This window comes from Streptomyces sp. NPDC020192, assembly GCF_044388685.1.
Taxonomy (GTDB): domain Bacteria; phylum Actinomycetota; class Actinomycetes; order Streptomycetales; family Streptomycetaceae; genus Streptomyces.
The window spans coordinates 1-18,821 of sequence record NZ_JBIRXG010000067.1; the positions used below are offsets into that span (position 1 = coordinate 1).

At 69.1% G+C, this 18,821-nt stretch carries 16 protein-coding genes and 3 pseudogenes; 8 read left to right on the forward strand and 11 right to left on the reverse strand.

What is annotated here, in order from left to right; all coding sequences use genetic code 11:
* On the forward strand, positions 1-293 hold a 293-nt coding region (locus tag ACH47Z_RS45675), incomplete at its 5' end, for a transposase family protein (protein WP_399086100.1).
* Here ACH47Z_RS45675 and ACH47Z_RS45680 read toward each other — a convergent pair.
* Complete coding sequence (locus ACH47Z_RS45680) at positions 285-1,505, reverse strand: helicase associated domain-containing protein (protein WP_399086103.1); 1,221 nt, start codon at positions 1,503-1,505, stop codon at positions 285-287. The two genes, ACH47Z_RS45675 and ACH47Z_RS45680, sit on opposite strands and share 9 nt — an antisense overlap.
* Positions 1,506-1,588: 83 nt before the next feature.
* On the opposite strand from ACH47Z_RS45680, the gene ACH47Z_RS45685 reads away from it, so the two are divergent.
* Positions 1,589-1,969, forward strand: a complete 381-nt coding sequence (locus tag ACH47Z_RS45685) for a hypothetical protein (protein ID WP_399086106.1) — start codon at positions 1,589-1,591, stop codon at positions 1,967-1,969.
* Between the two features lie 543 nt (positions 1,970-2,512).
* On the opposite strand, the gene ACH47Z_RS45690 is transcribed toward ACH47Z_RS45685, so the two are convergent.
* From ACH47Z_RS45690 to ACH47Z_RS45705, 4 genes are all read right to left on the reverse strand, one after another.
* Positions 2,513-3,397: an integrase core domain-containing protein gene (locus ACH47Z_RS45690; protein WP_399086109.1), complete on the reverse strand. Its 885-nt coding sequence runs from the start codon at positions 3,395-3,397 to the stop codon at positions 2,513-2,515.
* Positions 3,398-3,618: 221 nt separating this feature from the next.
* Entirely contained in the window at positions 3,619-7,782 is a 4,164-nt protein-coding gene (locus ACH47Z_RS45695) for a hypothetical protein (RefSeq protein WP_399086112.1), read from the reverse strand.
* A complete protein-coding gene (locus ACH47Z_RS45700; RefSeq protein WP_399086114.1) occupies positions 7,779-8,234 on the reverse strand; it encodes a hypothetical protein in 456 nt (151 codons plus the stop codon). The genes ACH47Z_RS45695 and ACH47Z_RS45700 overlap by 4 nt, the downstream gene beginning before the upstream one ends.
* A 561-nt stretch (positions 8,235-8,795) precedes the next feature.
* A complete protein-coding gene (locus ACH47Z_RS45705; protein WP_399086117.1) occupies positions 8,796-9,260 on the reverse strand; it encodes a hypothetical protein in 465 nt (154 codons plus the stop codon).
* A gap of 333 nt (positions 9,261-9,593) precedes the next feature.
* On the opposite strand from ACH47Z_RS45705, the gene ACH47Z_RS45710 reads away from it, so the two are divergent.
* Entirely contained in the window at positions 9,594-10,037 is a 444-nt protein-coding gene (locus tag ACH47Z_RS45710; protein WP_399086120.1) for an ATP-binding protein, read from the forward strand.
* A 57-nt stretch (positions 10,038-10,094) separates the two neighbouring features.
* Positions 10,095-10,442, forward strand: a complete 348-nt coding sequence (locus ACH47Z_RS45715; protein WP_399086123.1) for a hypothetical protein — start codon at positions 10,095-10,097, stop codon at positions 10,440-10,442.
* 120 nt (positions 10,443-10,562) lie between these two features.
* On the opposite strand, the gene ACH47Z_RS45720 is transcribed toward ACH47Z_RS45715, so the two are convergent.
* The gene (locus ACH47Z_RS45720; protein WP_399086126.1) at positions 10,563-10,820 is read right to left on the reverse strand and encodes a DUF6221 family protein; all 258 of its coding nucleotides are present in this window, start codon (positions 10,818-10,820) and stop codon (positions 10,563-10,565) included.
* Positions 10,821-11,603: 783 nt separating this feature from the next.
* On the opposite strand from ACH47Z_RS45720, the gene ACH47Z_RS45725 reads away from it, so the two are divergent.
* Entirely contained in the window at positions 11,604-13,277 is a 1,674-nt protein-coding gene (locus ACH47Z_RS45725; RefSeq protein WP_399086129.1) for a histidine phosphatase family protein, read from the forward strand.
* Positions 13,278-13,405: 128 nt separating this feature from the next.
* Here the strand turns inward: ACH47Z_RS45725 and ACH47Z_RS45730 are convergent, their stop codons facing one another.
* The gene (locus ACH47Z_RS45730; RefSeq protein WP_399086132.1) at positions 13,406-13,669 is read right to left on the reverse strand and encodes a transposase family protein; all 264 of its coding nucleotides are present in this window, start codon (positions 13,667-13,669) and stop codon (positions 13,406-13,408) included.
* 125 nt (positions 13,670-13,794) lie between these two features.
* Entirely contained in the window at positions 13,795-14,433 is a 639-nt protein-coding gene (locus ACH47Z_RS45735; RefSeq protein ID WP_399086135.1) for a hypothetical protein, read from the reverse strand.
* 149 nt (positions 14,434-14,582) lie between these two features.
* Between ACH47Z_RS45735 and ACH47Z_RS45740 the strand changes: the two genes are divergently transcribed.
* Together ACH47Z_RS45740 and ACH47Z_RS45745 are read left to right on the forward strand one after the other, a co-directional pair.
* Positions 14,583-15,230, forward strand: coding sequence for a hypothetical protein (locus ACH47Z_RS45740; protein ID WP_399086138.1), 648 nt, complete (start codon positions 14,583-14,585; stop codon positions 15,228-15,230).
* 92 nt (positions 15,231-15,322) lie between these two features.
* Positions 15,323-15,481 (forward strand): annotated as a pseudogene (locus tag ACH47Z_RS45745) (response regulator transcription factor); the annotation flags it as partial.
* Between the two features lie 92 nt (positions 15,482-15,573).
* On the opposite strand, the gene ACH47Z_RS45750 reads toward ACH47Z_RS45745, so the two are convergent.
* Positions 15,574-16,032 carry a hypothetical protein gene (locus ACH47Z_RS45750; protein WP_399086141.1) on the reverse strand — a complete coding sequence of 153 codons (459 nt, stop codon included), beginning with the start codon at positions 16,030-16,032 and terminating at the stop codon, positions 15,574-15,576.
* Positions 16,033-16,139: 107 nt separating this feature from the next.
* Positions 16,140-17,468 (reverse strand): annotated as a pseudogene (locus ACH47Z_RS45755) (alpha/beta hydrolase); the annotation flags it as partial.
* On the opposite strand from ACH47Z_RS45755, the pseudogene ACH47Z_RS45760 reads away from it, so the two are divergent.
* Positions 17,465-17,755, forward strand: a pseudogene (locus ACH47Z_RS45760) (IS630 family transposase); the annotation flags it as partial. The pseudogenes ACH47Z_RS45755 and ACH47Z_RS45760 overlap by 4 nt on opposite strands.
* 34 nt (positions 17,756-17,789) lie before the next feature.
* Here ACH47Z_RS45760 and ACH47Z_RS45765 read toward each other — a convergent pair.
* Positions 17,790-18,596: an alpha/beta fold hydrolase gene (locus tag ACH47Z_RS45765; protein ID WP_399086144.1), complete on the reverse strand. Its 807-nt coding sequence runs from the start codon at positions 18,594-18,596 to the stop codon at positions 17,790-17,792.
* Positions 18,597-18,821 lie beyond the last annotated feature (225 nt).

Sequence of the window (18,821 nt, forward strand, 5' to 3'; positions counted from 1 at the left end):
CCGCCGCACGACAACACGGGATCATCGAAGCCCTCGCCGATGCGGGGCTCAGGTGCTGGGCCGATAGGGCGTATCAAGGCGCCGGCGACCTTGTCCGGGTGCCGTTTCGAGGCCGCCGTCTGAAGCGATGGAAGCGCCGCCACAACACCACCCACGCCAAGATCCGCTGTGTCGGCGAGCAGGCGATGGCCACCCTCAAAGGCTGGCGCCTCCTGCGGAAACTTCGCTGCAGCACCAACCGCATCACCGACGTCGTGAAAGCCGTCCCGGTCCTTCACCATGCATCAGCGTGAGGTTGGAAAACGCTCAATAACTGGGACACCCTGGTGCGCTGGTCCGACGGAAGAGTCTCCCAGTTTCAGGCTATCGGTCCGGGTGGCGTCGGCAATGAGGTCCAGATGGCTCCGGCCGGCCGCATCTGGTCGCACGACTCGGTGATGACGGCGGGCAGCTACGACTCCAACGGCTGGCGGACGACCTCGTCGTCCGCTGCTCCGACGGCGAGACCACCATGTACGCACACACCGGTGCCACCTTCGGCACCGAACATATGCTCGTCGCCCCGAAGTAGCCGCCCCACAACCTGCCCTACAGCGCAGGCGGATCCGGGTGACCCAACCCACCGCGCCACCCGGATCCCCCCGCAGGGCCACCCCCGCGGCTCGTTCGTACGGGCCTATGTCCAGCGCATGACGATGGCGGAGAGCTGCTCGACGCGCTCGGGCGGCAGCGTTGTTCTGCCCTGCTTCGCTGATTGCCGATCCAGGCCCCGAGCTTGAGTTCGCGCTCCTCCTGGCCCTCTCCGACGCCGCCGATGACGATCCGTTCGACGTGCTTTCTCGGCACCCGCAGGTGTCCTTCGCGCTGGTAATACTGCTTGGGGCCTCGTAGTCCATCGCCGATGTGTCGGCTTGCGTACGGCGCTGGGGCTTCTCGTCTTCGCCTGCGGGCTCGATGCCGAGGACCTGTTCGCAGATCCACTGCTGCACGGTTGTGAGCTTGTCCCAGCCGAGCCGGATGGACTTCACCCACCGTCCGAGGTCCTCGCCCTGGTGCACGACGGTGCCCGGTTCCATCGGCAGTTCGCCGCCGGCTTCCAGGTGCTGGCGGACGAGGTGGAAGGCGCGCTGCCATTCCACCGGCCAGGCCGGGCACCAGGAGGGGTCGATGTCCTCCAGTTGCTTGCGCCGCCCTTCCGACAGTGCCCTGGCCGACGGTCCCACCGGCAGGCCCTCGGCTCGCCGTTGCTCGATCTCGGCGGCCTTGCGGGCGGCGGCTCGCTGGTTCTTGAGCCAGATGCCCACTCGGTATCCCTGGTGGGTGGCGTCCAGGGGCGCCAGCAGGTGCCCGTTCTCTGCGGCCCATCCGCGCGCGGCGTCCATGTCCCCGCGGGCGTAGAAGCGGCGGGCGTCGGCGATCCACTGCCCGAGGGGGAAGCCCGCGAGCGAGGCCGGCCACCCGTACGGCAACAACTTCCGCATCCACAGCCACCGGATACCCGGCATGTCGCGGTGGAAGTTCGTCCACTACCACCGGCGCGGCCCGGCGGCATCGGCAACCACAGGCCGTGGCAGGGAAGGTGGTAGTCGTGCAGGAAACCGGCGGCCAGCCCACCGGAACGGTATGGCCGGTCATCCTCATCGACGATGACCAGTGGCTCACCGTCTGCGAGTCCGACCGGGATGTCCAACTGGCGGTCGAACCCGACTTCCTCGACGACATCGTGGCCGCCTTCGACGGGCCGGCACGGCTGCTGAGGCTGCTCGATACCCAGGACGAGGTGACCTTCGAAGTCTCCGGTCCACCGCAGCCCGAGGAACTGCGCCGACGTGTCCAGGAGTACTTTGACTGCTGGACCCGGGAAGCGGCTCCCGCATTCCAGGAGGACACCCGGCAATACATCGCGTCGGTGGCCGCGCTGGCGCGATCAGCCGACGCCAAGAGGAAGAAAGGCAAGCCGACCCGCTGACGTCGGGACAGCACATGAAAGGGAGTCCGATCGGGTGCGTTGCCGTGCGCTCGACCGGACTCCTCTTCATTGCAGACCTGCGTGTCCCAGAGAGATCAGCCCCTGAAGGTAATCCAGCGCCCGCTCACGCGGCTCGGGCCTGCCGAAACGATGGGCGAAGCCGGCATGCAGCCCGGCTATCCCGTCCGACCACGACTCGACCTGCTCGACCGTCAGCTCATCAGCACACAGTCACATCAACGACGAGCAGCGCCGACCGTCAGAAGCCATCCGCATTCCGAATGTGATCGGTGGGTTTCTGCTGGTCGGGCATGATCTGCGGCTGGTGGCGGGAGAGTTCGGGCATTCGTCTGCTCGCGTCATGTTCGTGGAGGTGGCTGATGCCGTCGGTGCTCGGTCTGCTGGAGGCCCGGAAGAAGAAGGTCCGCGCGGAGGTGGCCCGGCTGCGCGGGACGATGGGACAGGTTGAAGCCCCGCGGTGACGGGCTCGACGGTGCCGCACCGCGTCGAGGGGGCCAGGGAGTGGGAAGCGGTCTCCCAGCATTACACGGACAGCTGACCCTGTGCCTGCCGAAAATCGTATCTGTGCAGTTCAGGCGGCATGCCGGTACTCGTGGATGACTCCGCCTGATCCATGGCCTGGTGTGGCTGGTGCGCGTTGTGGTGCTGCTCGAACTCACGGAGCACGCACAGGAGGTGGCGCTCGTGCCAGATCAGGATGCGGTCCAGGAGTTCATAGCGGCAGGTCTGGACCCAGCGCTCCATGATGGCGTTCATGCGCTGCACCCGTACGCCGGTGAGTACGACCCGGATGGCGGCGTCTGCAAGGATCTGGGCGAAGAGCTCCGGGAACTTCGTGCCCCGGTCCCGGACCAGGTACGTGACGGTGGCTCCCGCGTCCTGCAGGTCCATGACCAGGTTTCGTGCGGCCTGGGCGACCCAGCTCGCGGTGGGGTGGGTGGTGGTGCCGAGGATCCGGACGCGGCGGGTGGCGGCGACCTTGATACCGAGCGCGACGAGCTCCCCGTGAACCCTGCGGTAGCCCCACGAGGGGTTCTCCCGGACCAGGCGCAGGACCAGGACGCGGATGGTGCGGACGGTGCGCGGCCGCCCAGGCCCCTTCGGCCGGCAGGCGCGGGCATGGCGCTGCTTCATTAGATCGCGGTGCCAACGCAGCACCGTGTCCGGCCGAACCAGAAGCCGCAGCCTGCGCAGGACCTGACGCGGCAGCGGTACCAGCAGAGCGGCGAGAAAGACGCGAACCTCGGGACTGACCTTCGCCCGACTCCCGCCGAGTTGCCGTTCGAGGATGGTGATCTGGTGGCGCAGGACCAGGATCTCCACGTCCTTGTCGCGGTCGCTCATCGGCAGCAGCCGCAAGGCCGCGAAGGCGTTGGTGACAGCCAGGTAGGCGAGATTGAGCAACACAGTTGATCACCCTGACCCAATCACCTTGCAATCCTCTGAACTGCGCTGATGACATTCTCGGCAGGCGCACGGCCTGGTCGACCCCCTCGCCGCCCATGGACACACACAGGAGGCGGCAGCGCTGCAGTCCCGCCTTCGTGCCCTGTCACTCGGATGAGCGCAGGGGGGAGCCACTCCCGGGCCGGCCGTCGGCACCCGCGTCTGCTGCGGCTGCAGTCGGGTCAGCGGCCGGAACCGATCCGGTACTCTGCGGTGCTGCGCAGGAGTTCCAGCAAGGGACGCAGGTCGCCAAGTTCAGCGGGATCGGTCAGCAGGTCGTCCAGGGCGGTCAGATCCGAGGCGGTGATCGCTGCCAGAGGGCGTTCGAGCCAGGTTGCCGGTGGGTTCAGGTCCTGCACCGCCAGATGGTGAGGCCCCTCGTAGCCGTCGTGGCCGTCGTGCCGGATGTGGTCGCCGCCGTCGCCGTAGCCGTCGTACAGCACGTACCGGCCGTCGGCGGAGGACTCGAACAGCTGCAGGGGATCGGCGCCCGCGGTCATGGCGGCCGGCGGCATGGTCGTGGGTTCGAGTGTCGTCGCATCGTAGAAGAGGGGCCGGCCCAGTGCGCCGGCCCAGCCGCCCACCACGTGCCAGGCCGGGATGACGAAGAGGCGCCGCAGACGGAGCGAGCGGACCACGGCGCGGGGGAGGAGTTCGCCGTCGTGGGTCTCGAAGACGGCCAAGCCGCCCCCCGCACCCGAGAGGAGGAGTTCGGTCGGAGAGAGGAAAGCGAGATCCTGGACACCGCCCACGTAGGGAGGTACCTGGTAGGTGCACTCGACCGATTCCAGCCGCGCGTCGGCCACGGCTACTCTGTTTCCGTCGCTGATGGCGAGCCGGGTACCGGTGGAGTCGACGGCGAGGAGGCTGCTGCGCCACAGTCCCGTGTCGAGCAGGGAGACGAACCGCAGGGGTGCGCCTGTTACGCCGACATGGGCGACAGGTGCCTGGTTCAGTCCGGTGATGAACCCGTATGCCGTGGGCGCGGTCGAGGCCCCGGTGAGCCCGGGGCCCGGGTCGAGGACCGTGGTGGTGCCGTCGGCGTACCGGACGAGTTCGGCGTCACTGCGTCTGCCGGGCGTACGGCCGCGGATCCCGACCGCTGCCCCCGGGCCAAGACAGCTCAGACCGTCATGGTCGGCGTCTCCCCGGTAGAGCTGGACCGCTTTCGGCCGCCTCAGGTCGTGGACCATCACGCTCGTGGAGTGATCAGCGGTGAACGTCTGCGACAGCACCGCCGAGAGACCGTGTGCGAAGGAGACGTCGGTGACGGCCACGGCCGGGATCCGGTGCACCACGGGTCGGCCGCGCGGGCGGGCCAGTAAGGCGGCGTGCCGCCGGTTCGCTCCTGCGAGGTGCGAGGCGAGCCCGTCCGGAACGCCGAGGGCGGCCCAGAACCCCCGCGGGGCCGTCCCCGCCACGCGGATCGCGTCGCGGAGCGGCACGGAGAAAAGCAGTGTCCACAGGCCCGCCCAGTCCCCGGTGCGGACGAACCGGTCCGCGGCTGTGTCGATCTCACCGGCGCTGCCCCAGTCCCGCGCAGGCCGACTGCTGCGGCGGCCGGGGTCATGAGCGTACGTCTGCCCGGCCGGGTCGAAGTCCGGGAAGGGGCTGTCGTCGGGGGGATCGGGCTGCCGGAACAGCTGGGCGAGGTGCGTCAGTTCCGTCTGCACGCCCGAAGGGCCCGCGCGCTTCGCCTGCCCCATTCGCTCCCGGAGGATCTCGACGGGCGTCAGCGGGTGGGCCAAGGGAAGGTCCGAGATCCATGTGCTCGCCTCGGCTTCTCGCTCGTCGGCCTCGGCGCACGCGGCAGCCGCTTCCTGCTCGCGGCCGTCGGCCCGGAGCAGTGCGGCCAGCTCCCGCAGCGCCAGGACGAGCGCCCCGGTTCTGTCGAGCGACGCCGAGGAGGAGACGAGCCGGCGACGGACCAGCACGGCCTTCTGTGCGGCGTCCAGCGCCAGCGGCACGCTGTCCGACAGCTTCCAGGCGTTCCTCAGCAGCTCGAGGGAGAGCGCGTGGTGCCAGTCGTAGGCGCGCGGATCGGCCTCGGCGAGGGGGCGCAGGATGGACTCGGCTTCCTGCACGCAGAGCAGGGCGATGACGCGCATCGCCTCGGCGCGCACCGGGTCGGTCTCCTCCTCCGCCGCGCTCACGGCGTCCGAGCTTCTGTTGAGCAGCGCCGTGGCGAGATGGGGTTCGTACCGCGCCGGGTTCGCGCGGGCGTGTCGGCGGAAGATGTCGGCAGCGAGCTGCAGGTACTCGAAAGCCACCTTTGAGCCCCCGACGAAGTCGGACAGCACGACGCTCAGATTGACGAGGGCGATCGCCAGGCCGGGCTCGCAGCGCTCGGGGTCGGCCTTCGCCAGCCGCTGGTAGAGCTCGACGGCCTCCAGATGCACGGTGCGGGCGTCCTCCAGCTGGCCGACCTGGCCCAGATGACTGCCGAGATTGGAGAGGCTGAGCGCCAGGTGGTAGTCGTGTCCGCCCCCGGGATCCTTCTGCGCCAGCCGCCTGTTGATGGCGATCGCGGTCATGCCCGCACCGATGCACTCGGCCTGCCGGCCCGCACCGGCCAGGAGGTTGCTCAGGTTGTTCAGCGCCTGGGCGAGATACATCTCATGGCTGTTCCTCGCGGGGCCCTCGCTGCTGTCGATGAGCTGCTGCCACAGGTCCACGCCGCGCCGGGCCGCGCGCAGCGCCTCGTCGGTCCGGCCCAGAGTCGCCAGATGGCCGCCGAGACTGACATGTATCTTCGCCCGCTCGGCGGGGTCGTCGTTGACCGAGAGGTGATACGGCGTGAGCCGGACGGCGAGCGCGGCATCGCCTTCGGCCAGTTCGGCCGGTACGTCCTCGGGGAGGGAGCGGGTCAGGGCGAGCAGGACGTCGGACGAGACGTCGGGAAGGTCGGCGATGACGGTGAGGACCGGACTGCCCGCTGCGACGGCAAGGTCCGGCCGGTCCCGCAGCAGCGGGTAGAGGTGCTTCCGGCCGACGTGCGGCCAGCGGGCCGCGGCAGCGGCGAGAAGGCTGAGGCCGCGCCGGATCCAGGCCGGTGCGGCCTCACCCTCACCGCGGACGAGCATCTGCTTGACGGTGGGCGCCGCCCAGCTCTGGGGAGGGTAGTCGGCCTGGTGACCGGGCAGGGTGAGGGCGAGGAAGTCCTCGGCGAGCCGGTCGGGGGAGAGGGGCTCCAGGACGGTGTCCCGGGCCGGGTCGGCGGGCGGGTAGCACGCCGTGTGGTCGGCCAGGACCTGCTCCACATCCATCGACGGGCACAGTCCGGCCACGACCGCGGACCCATCGGGCCGCGGGAGCGGACCGCTGAGCGCCGCGCCGAACACCGTACGGTTCATCACGGCAGGCGGTGTGCGGTAGTCGCGGCGTGCGCCGTCGAGGTCGTGGGTCGCGCCGCCGTCGCCGTACAGCCGCGCCCAGTGGCCCTGTTCCCGGTCGAGGAGATACACGGTCAGGCTGGTCAGGTCCTCGGGCGGGCGGGTCCCGTGCGCATACGCGTCGACAGCGGCCAGCGCGGCGATGTGCAGGGCGAGGGTCAGTCCGAAGTCGGGGTGGTCCAGCGAGGCGGGCGGAGCGACAAGACCCGGCTCGCCCAGGGCGTAGCGTGCGGCGAAGGCGTTCCGGGCCGCCGTGAACATCTGCGCGCGATGACTGGTGCCACTGGGCAGTTCGGGCAGCCGCTGGGTGGAGGTGCCGGCCTCCAGCCGCGCCAGCGCAGCCCGCACGGCGGGCCAGTTGTCGCTGCTCCGGGCGATCAGCAGCACGCGGGTGCGTGTCCCGGGCCGGTGCAGCAGGGAGTTGCTGAAGAGCCAGCTCAAGTGGGTCACCGCCCACTGGTCGGCGTAGTCGACGAGCAGCAGCAGGCCGGCTGCGCCGTCCAGACGCAGGTCCTCGCTCCCCGGCGGGGGAAGGACCGTACCGGGCCCGTGGACGGCCGTGACCACCTTCCATCCTTCGGCCAGCGATTCCGCCGCGATGCGGCCGGCCAGGCGGGTCTTGCCCTGGCCGCCGGGCGCGTGCAGCCAGCGGACGGCCAGCCGGGGGCCCTCGTCGCGCCAGCGGCGCAGGACCGCCAGCTCCGCCTCCCGGCCAGTGAAATCCACCACCGCATAGCGCGCGTTGAGCAGGCGGCTCGGCAGCTCGCGCAGGAAGGCGGGGTCCGGCGCCGGTGCCGGCCGCCAGTTCTGCAGCAGGTACAGCGGCACCCCGTCGCCGAAGACGTGGATGTCGGCGCCGATCACCCCGTAGGCGAAGCCGCCCTCCGCCCGCACCACCTGTACCGGGCCACCGGACGTCCCCGGCGGATCGGAGTCCGGCGGCGAGGCGTTCACCCGATGTCCTCCGCGCCCTCCGTGTCCCTCGCGCCCGAGTGGTAGTGCACATGGACACTGCTGCCCGGGCCCAGGGCGCCGAACGCCGTGCCGCCCGTCCGGGCGCTGACGTTCTGAATCCACTGGTGCTGCTGCGGCGGGAGCTGCCGCTGCACCTCGTCGATCAGAGCCTGGAGTTCTTCCTCGGTGCCCGGGTGATCACGCAGCAGGTCGGCGAGGTCGTCCCGCCACCGTGCGACCTGGCCTGACCGCACCGCCTCGCCGTCCTCGCCGGCCGCGTCCACGCGGGCAGCGCTCCGGTCGAGCTGCGTCTCGATCTCCCGCGGGAAGCCCCCGCGCCGGGCGAACAGCGCCGCGGTCCGGGTGCGGGCCAGCTGCCAGGCGCTCGTGGCCATGGCTGCCACGATGGTTGTCGCTCCCGTCATCGCCAACGCGGCCACCGGGTCCGGCACAGCGCCTCCTCACGGTCCGGCCCCGGCCGGCGGTCCGGCCTGCTGGGGGCTCAACTCCTCTGCTGTCTCTCCATTGTCCCTCATCTCCCTGGTCCAGCGGGCGAGTTCGTCGCCGGATCCGTGAGAGGAGTCCCAGGCTGCTGACCGAGCGTTGGCCTCTCTGGGTTGGCTCGCAGGCTATCGCCAGGGAATGGTGACTGTCGTTGGCCAGTGATTCTGCGCAGTGGTGCGTGTGCTGGCCTGGGGTTTCGCAGATTGACTGGTTGGGTTCGCGGTTGGCGTTGGTCAGTCAATCTGCGCGTGACAGTGTGCTGTTGGCTCTCTGGCCTGTGGTTCCTCGTGGTGTGTGGCGTGCGCTGGCCCGCGGTGCCCCTGCTTCATTGGGGAGTGACTGCCCGGCGGCGAGGAGGGGTGGACGAGCCTGTCTTCTCATGCCTCGCCCTCTTCTTCGGTCTCCGCAGGGGGGTGGGTCCTCCCCCTGGATGTTGCGCCGCAGATTCTCAAGGTCGGTCTGCAGTTCGAGCAACGACTGGCGCAGGTCATCGAAGTCGGCGGATTCGATCATCGGCGGCCAGCTGCGGCCGTTCGGTCGGTCTCCGTCAGCCCTTCCAAGGCGATCCGGGCACTTTCCAGGCCGGCCCTTAGAGTGCGCCGGTAGTCGGCGGCCCGCTGACTGCTCGGGATGCTGGCGCCGGAGCCGCTGAACGAGGTATCGCTTAGTGTCGTGTCGGACCAGGTTGTTTCCTCTTGCGTAGGTTCCCTGTTTGCATCGGCTGGCTGGTCCTCCTTGGCGCCCGTTCCCGTATCCGAAGGCGCGGGAACGGGCAGCAGACGGCGGCTGTGCTCCGTGTAGGCGAGGTTGGCGCGCTCTTGGTCGGAGGCCCACACGACGTCCCACTCGAACATCGGCACGGGGACACCGTTCTCGGCCCGGGCGATTTTGTCCGGCTGCTCCAGGTCCACCTTGAGGTGGACGTAGGCCGGGCCCTCTTCGTCCTTCCGGTCCCGGCGGACGAACTGCCGCACGGACTGCGCGTTCTCCGGCAGCGAGTCGGCCTGGGAACCTGTTGGCGGTCAGCGCCAGGGTCCACAGGCCCAGCTCATTGTCCTCGGCCGAGAGGTTCTCGACGACCAGGTGGACGTCAGACCGGAAGGGCACGCCGCCCTTCTCTTTGGGGGCCATCAGAGCCGAGCCAACGTTTCGGGTGAGGAGTTTGTCGGCGATGAGTGCGATGCCGCCGGCTACCGCCAGGGTGCAGCGGGCATCGACATTCCCTGCCATAGCGGGTTCGACAAGGGTGGTGAAGTCGTCCGTCAGTGTCGGCTCCCACTCCTTGAGTACGTCGGGCTCAGGCCCCGTTGATAACGGTCGGGGTCGGCAAGGCCCACAACGCCCAGGCCCTGGGCCACCTCGCCGTCCGCCAGGGCGCCCACGTCCGCTTCGCCAAGACCAGCCGGATCCTCGCCGAACTCGCCGGCGGCCACGCGGACCGCATCTGGGAGAAACGGATCCGTGAACTGGTACGGCCCGACGTGCTCATCCTCGACGACTTCGCCATGCGCCAGCTCTCCGCGGCCCACGCCGACGACCTCTACGAACTCGTCTCCGAGCGCCAGGGTCGGTCCCTGATCATCACCAGCAACCGGGCGCCCAGCGACTGGTATCCACTCTTCCCCAACCCTGTCGTCGCCGAGTCCCTCTTGGACCGGCTCATCAACACCAGCCACCAGGTCATCATGAACGGCCCCAGCTACCGACCCAAGAACCCCACCGACAAGCCCACCGAACCGGCGGTCAAGTAGGGATCTCTCAGTCGGCCGACCACGGTGCCTGTCGGTTCGGGATGAGATCGTTCCCCCATGGCCGACATGGACGAAGCAGCAACCGAAACCGATGATGAGCAGGCCGTCATCGCTCGGTATCGACTGGCCGACGACGGCTTCGGCGGACAGAACCAGCGGGAGACTGTCCGTCAGGCCCAGTCACTATTGACCGAGGCGATCGAACAAGCCGATGTCGGCGAGTTCGACGGCAACGAGTTCGGCGACGGCGAGGTCGCGCTCTACGCATACGGACCGGATGCCGACGCGCTCTTCGCCGTGATGGCACCCATCCTGCGCGACCTTCCGTTTCGCCCGGCGCACGTCATCTTGCGTTACGGATCAGCATCCGATCCTTTGGCTGCCGATCAGAGAGTGGATCTCTAAGACACGAGTCGCCAGCCGTCGGCGAAGTGGGCGCCTGGGGAATTACGCGAACTTGCGCCTGGAATAACGGGCTCTGTCGGGGATCTTGTGACGCTCCATGGCTTCCTCCTGGAGCAGGTTCTAGGGTCGCCACTCTGCCCGGTAGTCGGGGTGCTCGGCGTACGACTGCGCGAGCATGCGGAGGGCATAACGAAGACCAGCCAGGCGAGTGTCGGAGGGATCCATCGCCTCGTACTCCCGAGCCAGCATGTCGACCAGGTCGGGCATCGGCAGGTGACTGTCAAGGACTGCGTCACCCCCGAAGCGGTAGGCCACCTCGGCATAGGCATGGTTGTCCGCCTCATAACGGGCGTGAAGAAACCTCAGGAGCTCGTCCACGAAAGGATTCTCGGCGATCCTCAGCGGCGCTGGCGGAGGTTCTTGCCCGCCTCAAGTCCGCGAGGAGGATGCGTCTGCGGAGGAGGTCGAGGAGCAATGGGCTCGTTTCAACCTGAAGTGGCTGGTCACAGATCTGGTGTGGTCGCGGTTGGGTGTACTCGTGCTGGCAGAGCGGCATGATCACCAGGCTTGATCATTCGTCACGCGTCGTTGGGCGGGTGTGGAGCCGGGGCGGGTGGCGCCCTACCGCAAGGATGCGGCCGGACCTGGGGATCTGTCGGCCGAGTAGCAGCGGGTGCTGGCCCGGGACCGCCTCCGCGCCGCTCCGGCCCTGCCATCCACGGCCAGCAAGCCCTCTGCGTACCCCGCCCTGCCCGTGACCGGCCGAGCAGCAGGCGAGGATCCGTGCGCCAGCACTCTTGCCGCATCCGCGCGGTCCGCTGAACAGGTCACGTGATCGACCCGGTTGCTCCGCGGCGCCTGCTGCGGCGTCGTGGCATGCGCCTGCCCAGTGGCCTCGGCGAACGACTCCGGCCGACAGCGGCGGTGCGGCGCGCGAGACGACACACGTACGCGTACCCGCGGCCGCTCACCGCCACGGCTTCGGCCAATCAGCCGCAGCTTCAGGACAAAGAATTCTGAACGTTCCCGCACAGCCTTCCCACGGAAAACAAACACCCCTCACCATGTACTTGAATTCTAAACAAGCACGGCTGTCACTCACACCCCCGCCACAGCCCAGAACTCCTACGCCCCCCACGCCCCCCACGCAAGGGACACTCAATGCCCCTCTTCTTCCTTCGCCACGGCGAGTCCCAGGCGAACGAACAGAACCGATTCGCCGGGCGCCTGGACACCCCGCTCACCGCCCTCGGCAGCCGCCAGGCCGACCAGGCGGCCGAGCGGGTCGCCGCGCTCGCCGCGAGCGGCGTACGCATCGACGAAGTGCACATGTCCACGCTCCAACGCGCCCGCCAGACCGCGTGGACCATCATCGACCGGCTCCCACAACCTCCGGACCGGATCACCGTCGACGAAGCACTGACCGAGCGCGACTTCGGCGTCTACAGCGGCCGCAACAAAAGCCTGGTGAAGAAGACGATCGGCTTCGCCGGCTACACCGAGGCCTTCCATTCCCCGACCGGCCGTCCGCCAGGCGGCGAGAGCTGGCGGGAGATGTACGACCGGGTCGCCGCGTACTACGAGGACGTCCTGTTGCCCGCCTCCCGCGCGGGACGCACTGTTCTGGTCGTCGCCCACAAGTACGTCGTCGAGATGTTCGCCCTGGTCGTCGCGGACGCGAGCCCGGACACGTACCGCGACTTCAAGATCCCCAACGCGCGCCCGCTCTCCGAGCAGGACCTGCGCCGCGCGGCTGCCGCCCCCGCCGCGGCAGGGCTCGTCAACGACCTGGGCGAGATCGTGGAGATCCGCCTCCCCCTGCTGGTGGCCACGGCCGCCGCGATGGGCGTGGCGGTCCAGCTCGCGCTCGGCATCCAGGTCCCGGCCACAGTCTTCACCACCGCTCTTACCGCCCTCCTGGCTGTCGGCTCCTTCTTCGCCATGCTGCGCGTGGACCCACCCACTCTGCGCCGCCCCCTGAGCAGCCTCCGCGCGGCCTGGCCCCTGCTGCTCCCCCGTCTCGCACTGGGCCTGGTCCTCATCTGGGCCGGGCACTCGCTCCCGTTGGAATTGGCAGGTTTGTTTCTGCTCCTCCCACCCGCCCTGATAGCCCCGACCCTCTCACTGCTCTGGGGAGGCGACTACTTCTTCGCCGTACGCCACACAGTGGCCGCCTCGCTCGCCCTCCCCGCGCTCCTGCTCACCGGCCTTGCCCTCCCCCTCTCCCTCCCAGGCACCGCCCCGACCCTCACCCTGGGCAGGCTCGAACCGGCCCTCCTCGCCTACGCGGCCGTCCTGCTCGCCGCCCTTGTACTGCCCGGGGTGGGAGCGCAGGCCCTGCGCCGGCGCGACCCGATCCGGGCGGGCGCCCTCAGCACCAACTGGAACTGGCTCGGCGGCCTGGCCCTGGTCCCCGTGGCCGGCCTCGCCACCTTCGCCCTCACCCCGCCGACCGGTCTGACCGCCCACACGGCCATCCGACTCCTGCTGGTGATGTCCGACGCAGCGGCGGCCCTGACCGCCCTGCGCCTCCTGACGACGCTGTTCCTGCACCTGCGCCCCCACGGCACCGGCCTCGGCCGGGACCTCTTCATCACACAGAACACCCCGAACGTCTTCCTGTGGTTGGCGATGACCGCCGTCCTGGCCCCCACCACGGGCCACCGCCCCTCGGTGATCGGCCTCGGCGTCGCACTCGTCTTCTTCTTCGCGGTCTACACTGACGAACGGATCTTCCTTCACGCCCACCGCCACGACCTGATCCCGAGCGTCCCCGAAGCCCCCGAAACGCGGAAGACCCGCACCATTCCTGGCCTGTTGACACCGGGCGAGTAACCGGAGACCTCGAAATGGAGCACTGAGATCTTTCATCCTGAAGTCGCAGGGGGTCGCGGTACTGGTGTGAGTCCGTGATGGGGTGCTCGTGCTGACCGGAGTCGTGATCGTCAACGGGAGATCGTCCGTCAGCGTTGGACTTCGGAGTTCGCCAGGACGAGCAGTGCCCGCAGCAGGATGGTGGCGTGACGGGTGTTCATGCGGACCTTAGCCAGGACGCGCCAGGTCTTGAGGTTCGCGAAACCGTGCTCGTTGGCAGCGCGTTCGCGGCTGACCAGGCGGTTCGCCTCCTTCTCGGCCTCGGTGAGGCGGTGGGAGCGGTGGCCTTGAAGCCGGTGATGATGACGGGATCGTCGTCTGTGTGGTCGGGGCGCCCAGCGACTGGTATCCACTCTTCCCCAACCCTGTCGTCGCCGAGTCCCTCCTGGACCGGCTCATCACATCGTCCGCAGGGCCCGCTCGGACGCCGCGTCACGGCCCGGTTCGTACTCGATGCATGCCGGCTCGGTGTTGCGCGTCAGCGGTGGTCGACGTAGGCGACGAATCCGCCCACTGTCAGACCCACCGCGCATCCGCGGCGGAAGGCCTCGTAGCGCATGCGCGCGGTGTGCTGCGCCTCGGACATCGCATACGGTGCGCGGATCCCCAGTTCCACGCCGCACAGGCACACGACGTAGCCGTGACGCAGGGCGGCGGCCGCCCACTCGGGGTCGTGCGCGACCCAGGTCCGGGAGTAGATCTCACCGTCGGGCGTCCGCAGTTCCAGCCGGGAGTAGGTGTACCCGAAGCGCTGCCACAGCTTTGGCTGTTCATCGGGTATCTCGTGCAGCTCCCATCCAGGGATCAAGCGCAGGTCGGAGAACTCGGGCGGCAGGCGCCTCATGCCGAACAGGATGGCGCCTTCGATCTGCGGTTCCTCGGGCATGTCGTCGAGCGAGGCTCCCGTCGGCATGACGAACCCGAAGTCGCCCACGCCCACGGCGCGACGGAACTCGAAGAGGGCAGTGGGCATGTGACGTGTCTGCATGTGATCGAGGGTGACCGTGCCTTCCGCGGTGTCCAGAACCATCAGCACGCGCCCGAGCCGCAGCGCGGGGTCGTCACTGAACAGGATCCGCCCGTGGTCGTCGACCTGTTCGAACTGATGCCAACTCATCTCCTGCAGCCCTCCGGTTGGTTGCCGCCGTTCCGCGTCCGCGAAGCAGACGATGGGATGTTGAACCATCCTATTGAAGGATCGTTGAACAATCCATACATTGGACGTGCACCACCAAGCCGGCGGTTTCGTCGAAAGCAGGGGTGAGGGTGAGCGCGGACGAAGCAGGCAAAGGGCGGACAGGCGTGGGCCGGCGGGTGCTGGTAGGCGCCGCAAGCACCGGCGCGGCGTTGGCGCTGTGGGCGGTCGTCCGTCTGATCGTGCGCACAGCCTTCGTCGCGCACGCCCCGTGGATCGACGAGCTGTGCGCGCTGGCGCTCCTCCTCGCCTGCGTGTTCCTGGGCACGTGCTGGTGGTTGGACATCCGGTGGCTGCTGTGTGCGGTGTGCCTCCTCGGGGTGCTGTTCCTGCAGAACCGGGAGCTGGATCAGCAGGTACTGCGCCAGCACGGGCGTACCGAACACGTCAGGGTCCGACAGATTCAGTGGTCCGCCGGTGACGGCATGGGTGACAGCGCCCCCCTCTACACGGTCACCGTCCTCGACGGCCCACCGCTGGCTCCGATCGAGGAGAACGGGCTCATGGGCTGGAAGTGGGCGGTAGGCGGCACTTACACGGTGACCGTCGATCCGCAGGGCCGTGCCCCGCTCAGACGGGGGGACAAGTCCGGGCCCCCGGTGATCCAGCAGTTCCTGCAGATCCCGCTCGGCCTCGGCCTGGCCTTCGCCCTGTGGCGGCCCGCAGGGCTGCTCCTGCGCCGACAACGCGTCCGGTCAGCCGGACCCACTCAGCCATAGGGCTGTGATCGAGCGGCGCCGGGACGCCGACAATCTCACCCGCTGGTCCCGGGAGTCCGGAAGTCTTCCGGCAAGTCGGGGCGAACTCGCGCGGCGTCGGCAATCTGTCGAACGCGCAGATCGCGGCGCGGCTGTTCCTCTCCGAGGCCACCATCAAGGGCTATGTGTCACGCACCCTGGACAAGCTGGGGTGCGTCAACCGCACCCAGGCCGGGCTGCTCGCGCACGACGCGAGGATCGTCGACTCGTAGCCGGGGGTGGTCAGCCCGCCGGCACCGACGCTGACGACGGTGGTGTGCGGCGGTGCGGCGGCTGCCCGACGAAGACCCACCCGGCCACTTCCTCACCTGCCGGGCACGAGCGCGGGAAACACGTCGGAGAGCTGTGTGGCGGGCAGGTCCTTGGCCTGCCAGGGCGCTGTCCGCCGCTCCTGGGCCAGCCGCTCCAGCACGGGCACCACCTCGGTCGGCGCGCGGCGGTAGACCGCCTCGTCGCGCAGCTGGGCGGCGTTCTGCGCCGTCCGGTCCTGGGCGGGCAGGCGCTCGTCGGCACCCCGCAGCGGAATGTACATGGCCCGCGGCCAGCGGGCCGTGTCGAAGTCCGGGTTGTCCTTCCAGGGCTGACCGAACCAGCAGCGCAGCCGGTTCCAGGCGTCCCGACGGTCCTCCAGATCACGGTCGAGACCGGTGTCATGGGTGAACGACCCCTGGATGTCGTCGCGCGTCATGTCGATGGCCGTCTCCAGGGCGAGCGCGGCGCGGTGCTCCGGCCCGCGTACTGACCGACCAGCACGGCCAGTCACAACGTCACCAGGGCCATCGTCGACCGCCCCGGCAACGCCCGTTCAGGCTGGCACTGCAAGCCGAAGGAGGCATTTCACGCGCTAGCCCGGCGCTGCGCAGGGTGCGCTCACTCGCAGTAGGCGTCCGCCCCGGGCCGCCAGCCGGTGGCCAGGAACCGCGAGACCGTCTCGTCTCCGCAGGCGTTGCCGTTGGCCAGGTAGGCCTCGTGGCCGGTGGAGTTGACGGTGACCATGACGGCCCGGCGGCCGAGGGCGGTCCGGAGCTTGAGGGCGCCGCTCAGCGGGGTTGCCACATCGCGCTCGTTCTGGGCGAGCATGATCCGGCCGGCCGGTCCGCGGTCGGTGATCCGCACCGGCGCCTGCTCCGGCCGCCACGGCCAGGCGGCGCAGACCATTGCGTTGCGAGGCATGCCTGCGGTCAGAGGGTACTTGGCGCGGCTCTCGTCAACGGCTTTCTGATATACGGCGGTTGACCGGGGCCAGGCGACGTCGTTGCATATGGTGGCCGCGGCCACGCCGGTGAGGTTCTGCAGCACGGTGTCCGGGGGAGACTGCGGTGCGCGCGGGACCGTGTCCTTGCGCGCGGCCAGGATCAGCTGGGCGAGACCGGCGTAGTTGTCGGGGTCGTAGAAGCTGTTCAGCATGGTCTGGCGCAGGACGTTGCCGTTCAGCTCGGCCGGGTTGGCGCCGGGCCAGGGGATCGGGACGCGGTCCAGGCGGGCGGCGAGGCGGAGGAAGAGCGGGCGCACCTCGGCGGCCGTGTCGGCCAGCCGGTACGGATTGCCGGGCTCGGAGGCCCACTTGGCGAACACGGGGAAGTTGTCCTCGACGCTCACCTCGAACGCGGCGAGCCAGGCGCGCTCCGCCTTGACCGGGTCGGGGTTGCCGTTGCTGTCGAGGACGACGCGGTCGGTGCGCTGCGGGAACAGCTGGGCGTAGACCGCGCCAACGTATGTCCCGTACGAGACGCTCCACGCCGACAGGCGGGACTCACCCAGCGCGGCCCGGATGCGGTCGATGTCACGGGCGTTGTCGACCGTACTGATATGCCGCATCAACGCGCCGCCGTTGCGGGCGCACGCGTCCGCCATGCGCCGGGCGGTGGCCATGTTCCCGGTGACCCGTCCGTCGGCGTCGGGCCAGGGCCGTAGCGCCGTCAGGGCGAGGTCGCCGCGGTCGACCCCGCAGCTGACCGCGGTGGAGGGCGCGTTGCCACGCGGCGCGAACCCGATCAGGTCGTACTGGTCCCGCACGGCCTGCGGCAGCTTCTGCCCTTTCCCGGACGGGTCGTCGAGGCTGTCGCCGCCCGGCCCACCGGGGATGAGCAGCAGGGCTCCCCGGCGCGCCGACGGCTTCTCGCTGCGGATACGGGAGAGCGCCAGGTCGATCTTCGGGCCGTTCGGGTGGGCGTAGTCCATCGGCACTGCGAGGGTTGCGCCGGTGGGCGGCCAGGAACAAGGTCGAGCTGTGCTTCACCCCGACCAACGCCTCCTGGGCGAACCCGATCGAGGCGCACTTCGGGCCGCTGCGGCAGTCCACCCTCGCCAACTCCAACCACCCCAACCACACCGTCCAGACCCGCGCGCTGCACCGCTACCTGCACTGGCGCAACCAGAACGCCCGCCATCCTGACGTCCTGGCCGCCCAGCGCAGGGAACGCGCCCGCGTCCGCAGCGAGAAGGGCATCCGCTGGGGAGGACGCCCCTTGGTACCCGCAGCCTGACCAGGCTGTCGAACCTATCCGGTCACGGCAGCAGTCATACGTGGACAATCTGTCCTGCCATGTCCCGGATGGTGTCGGCCAGGGTGTCAGGAGCGGTGAGGTGGGCGATGTGTCCCTGGCCAGTGAGCGTGGCGATCCGCGCATTCGGCAGGACTGCTGCCAGGTCAGTCAGACGTTCGCGTAGGTGGGAGGGGCTGAGGTCACCCTCGATCAAGGCCGTCGGTGTTTCGAGCGTCGCGAAGCGATCAATACCAACACCAAGCGCGTCGATCGCTTCGCTGTCTGCGATCTGTGCCGCCGCGTATGCGGAGCACGCCTCTCGCACGTGCTGGTCGGCGAACATGGCATCGACCACGTTCGCGGGCATGCGGACGATGTCCCGCATGTGGATCTGCATCGCCTCGACCGGGTCGCCCCTGTCGAGCGCGGCACGGGCACGTGCGCCCGCCGTCCCGGCGATCAACTCCTTGGTGGGCATCGGCGGTTCGTAGAGCCACAGTCCAGCGAACGCCGATGGGTCCAGCAATGCGGCTTCCAGTGCGGCGACGGCTCCCGAGGAATGTCCCACAAGAAGCACAGGGGACTCCAGGAGATCCGCGATGGCGACAATGTCGGCTGCCTCGATGGTCATCGAGTGAGGTAGTGCGATGTCTGCTTCGGGAACGTAGATCCGTCGGCGGATCCTGACGACGCGGAAGTCGTCGGTGAGGTGGCGGGTGACGCCGTCCCAGGTCGTCGCATCTCCGCCGCCTGGGTGGACCACCAGCAGGTTCGGCCCGGATCCGTCATCGAGAGCGGTGATGAGGCGGCCGTCGTCAGATGATGCAAGAAGCTCAGTCATGCTCACAAGCTTGTACCTGTCCGCCGACATCACACCGACACACTGCCGACAGCAGTCGGCAGCCCCAGCCGAACGGCGTGCCCGGTACCGGAAGCGAACAGCAACCCGGTGATCGTTTCTGGTCAGAGCACTAGTAGGGCTTGGTCAGGTCGGTTGTGGTGGTGCGTGTCCTGCGGGCCCGGTGTGGCGTTGAGTGTGCGTGACTCCGGACGAGATTGCTGTGGT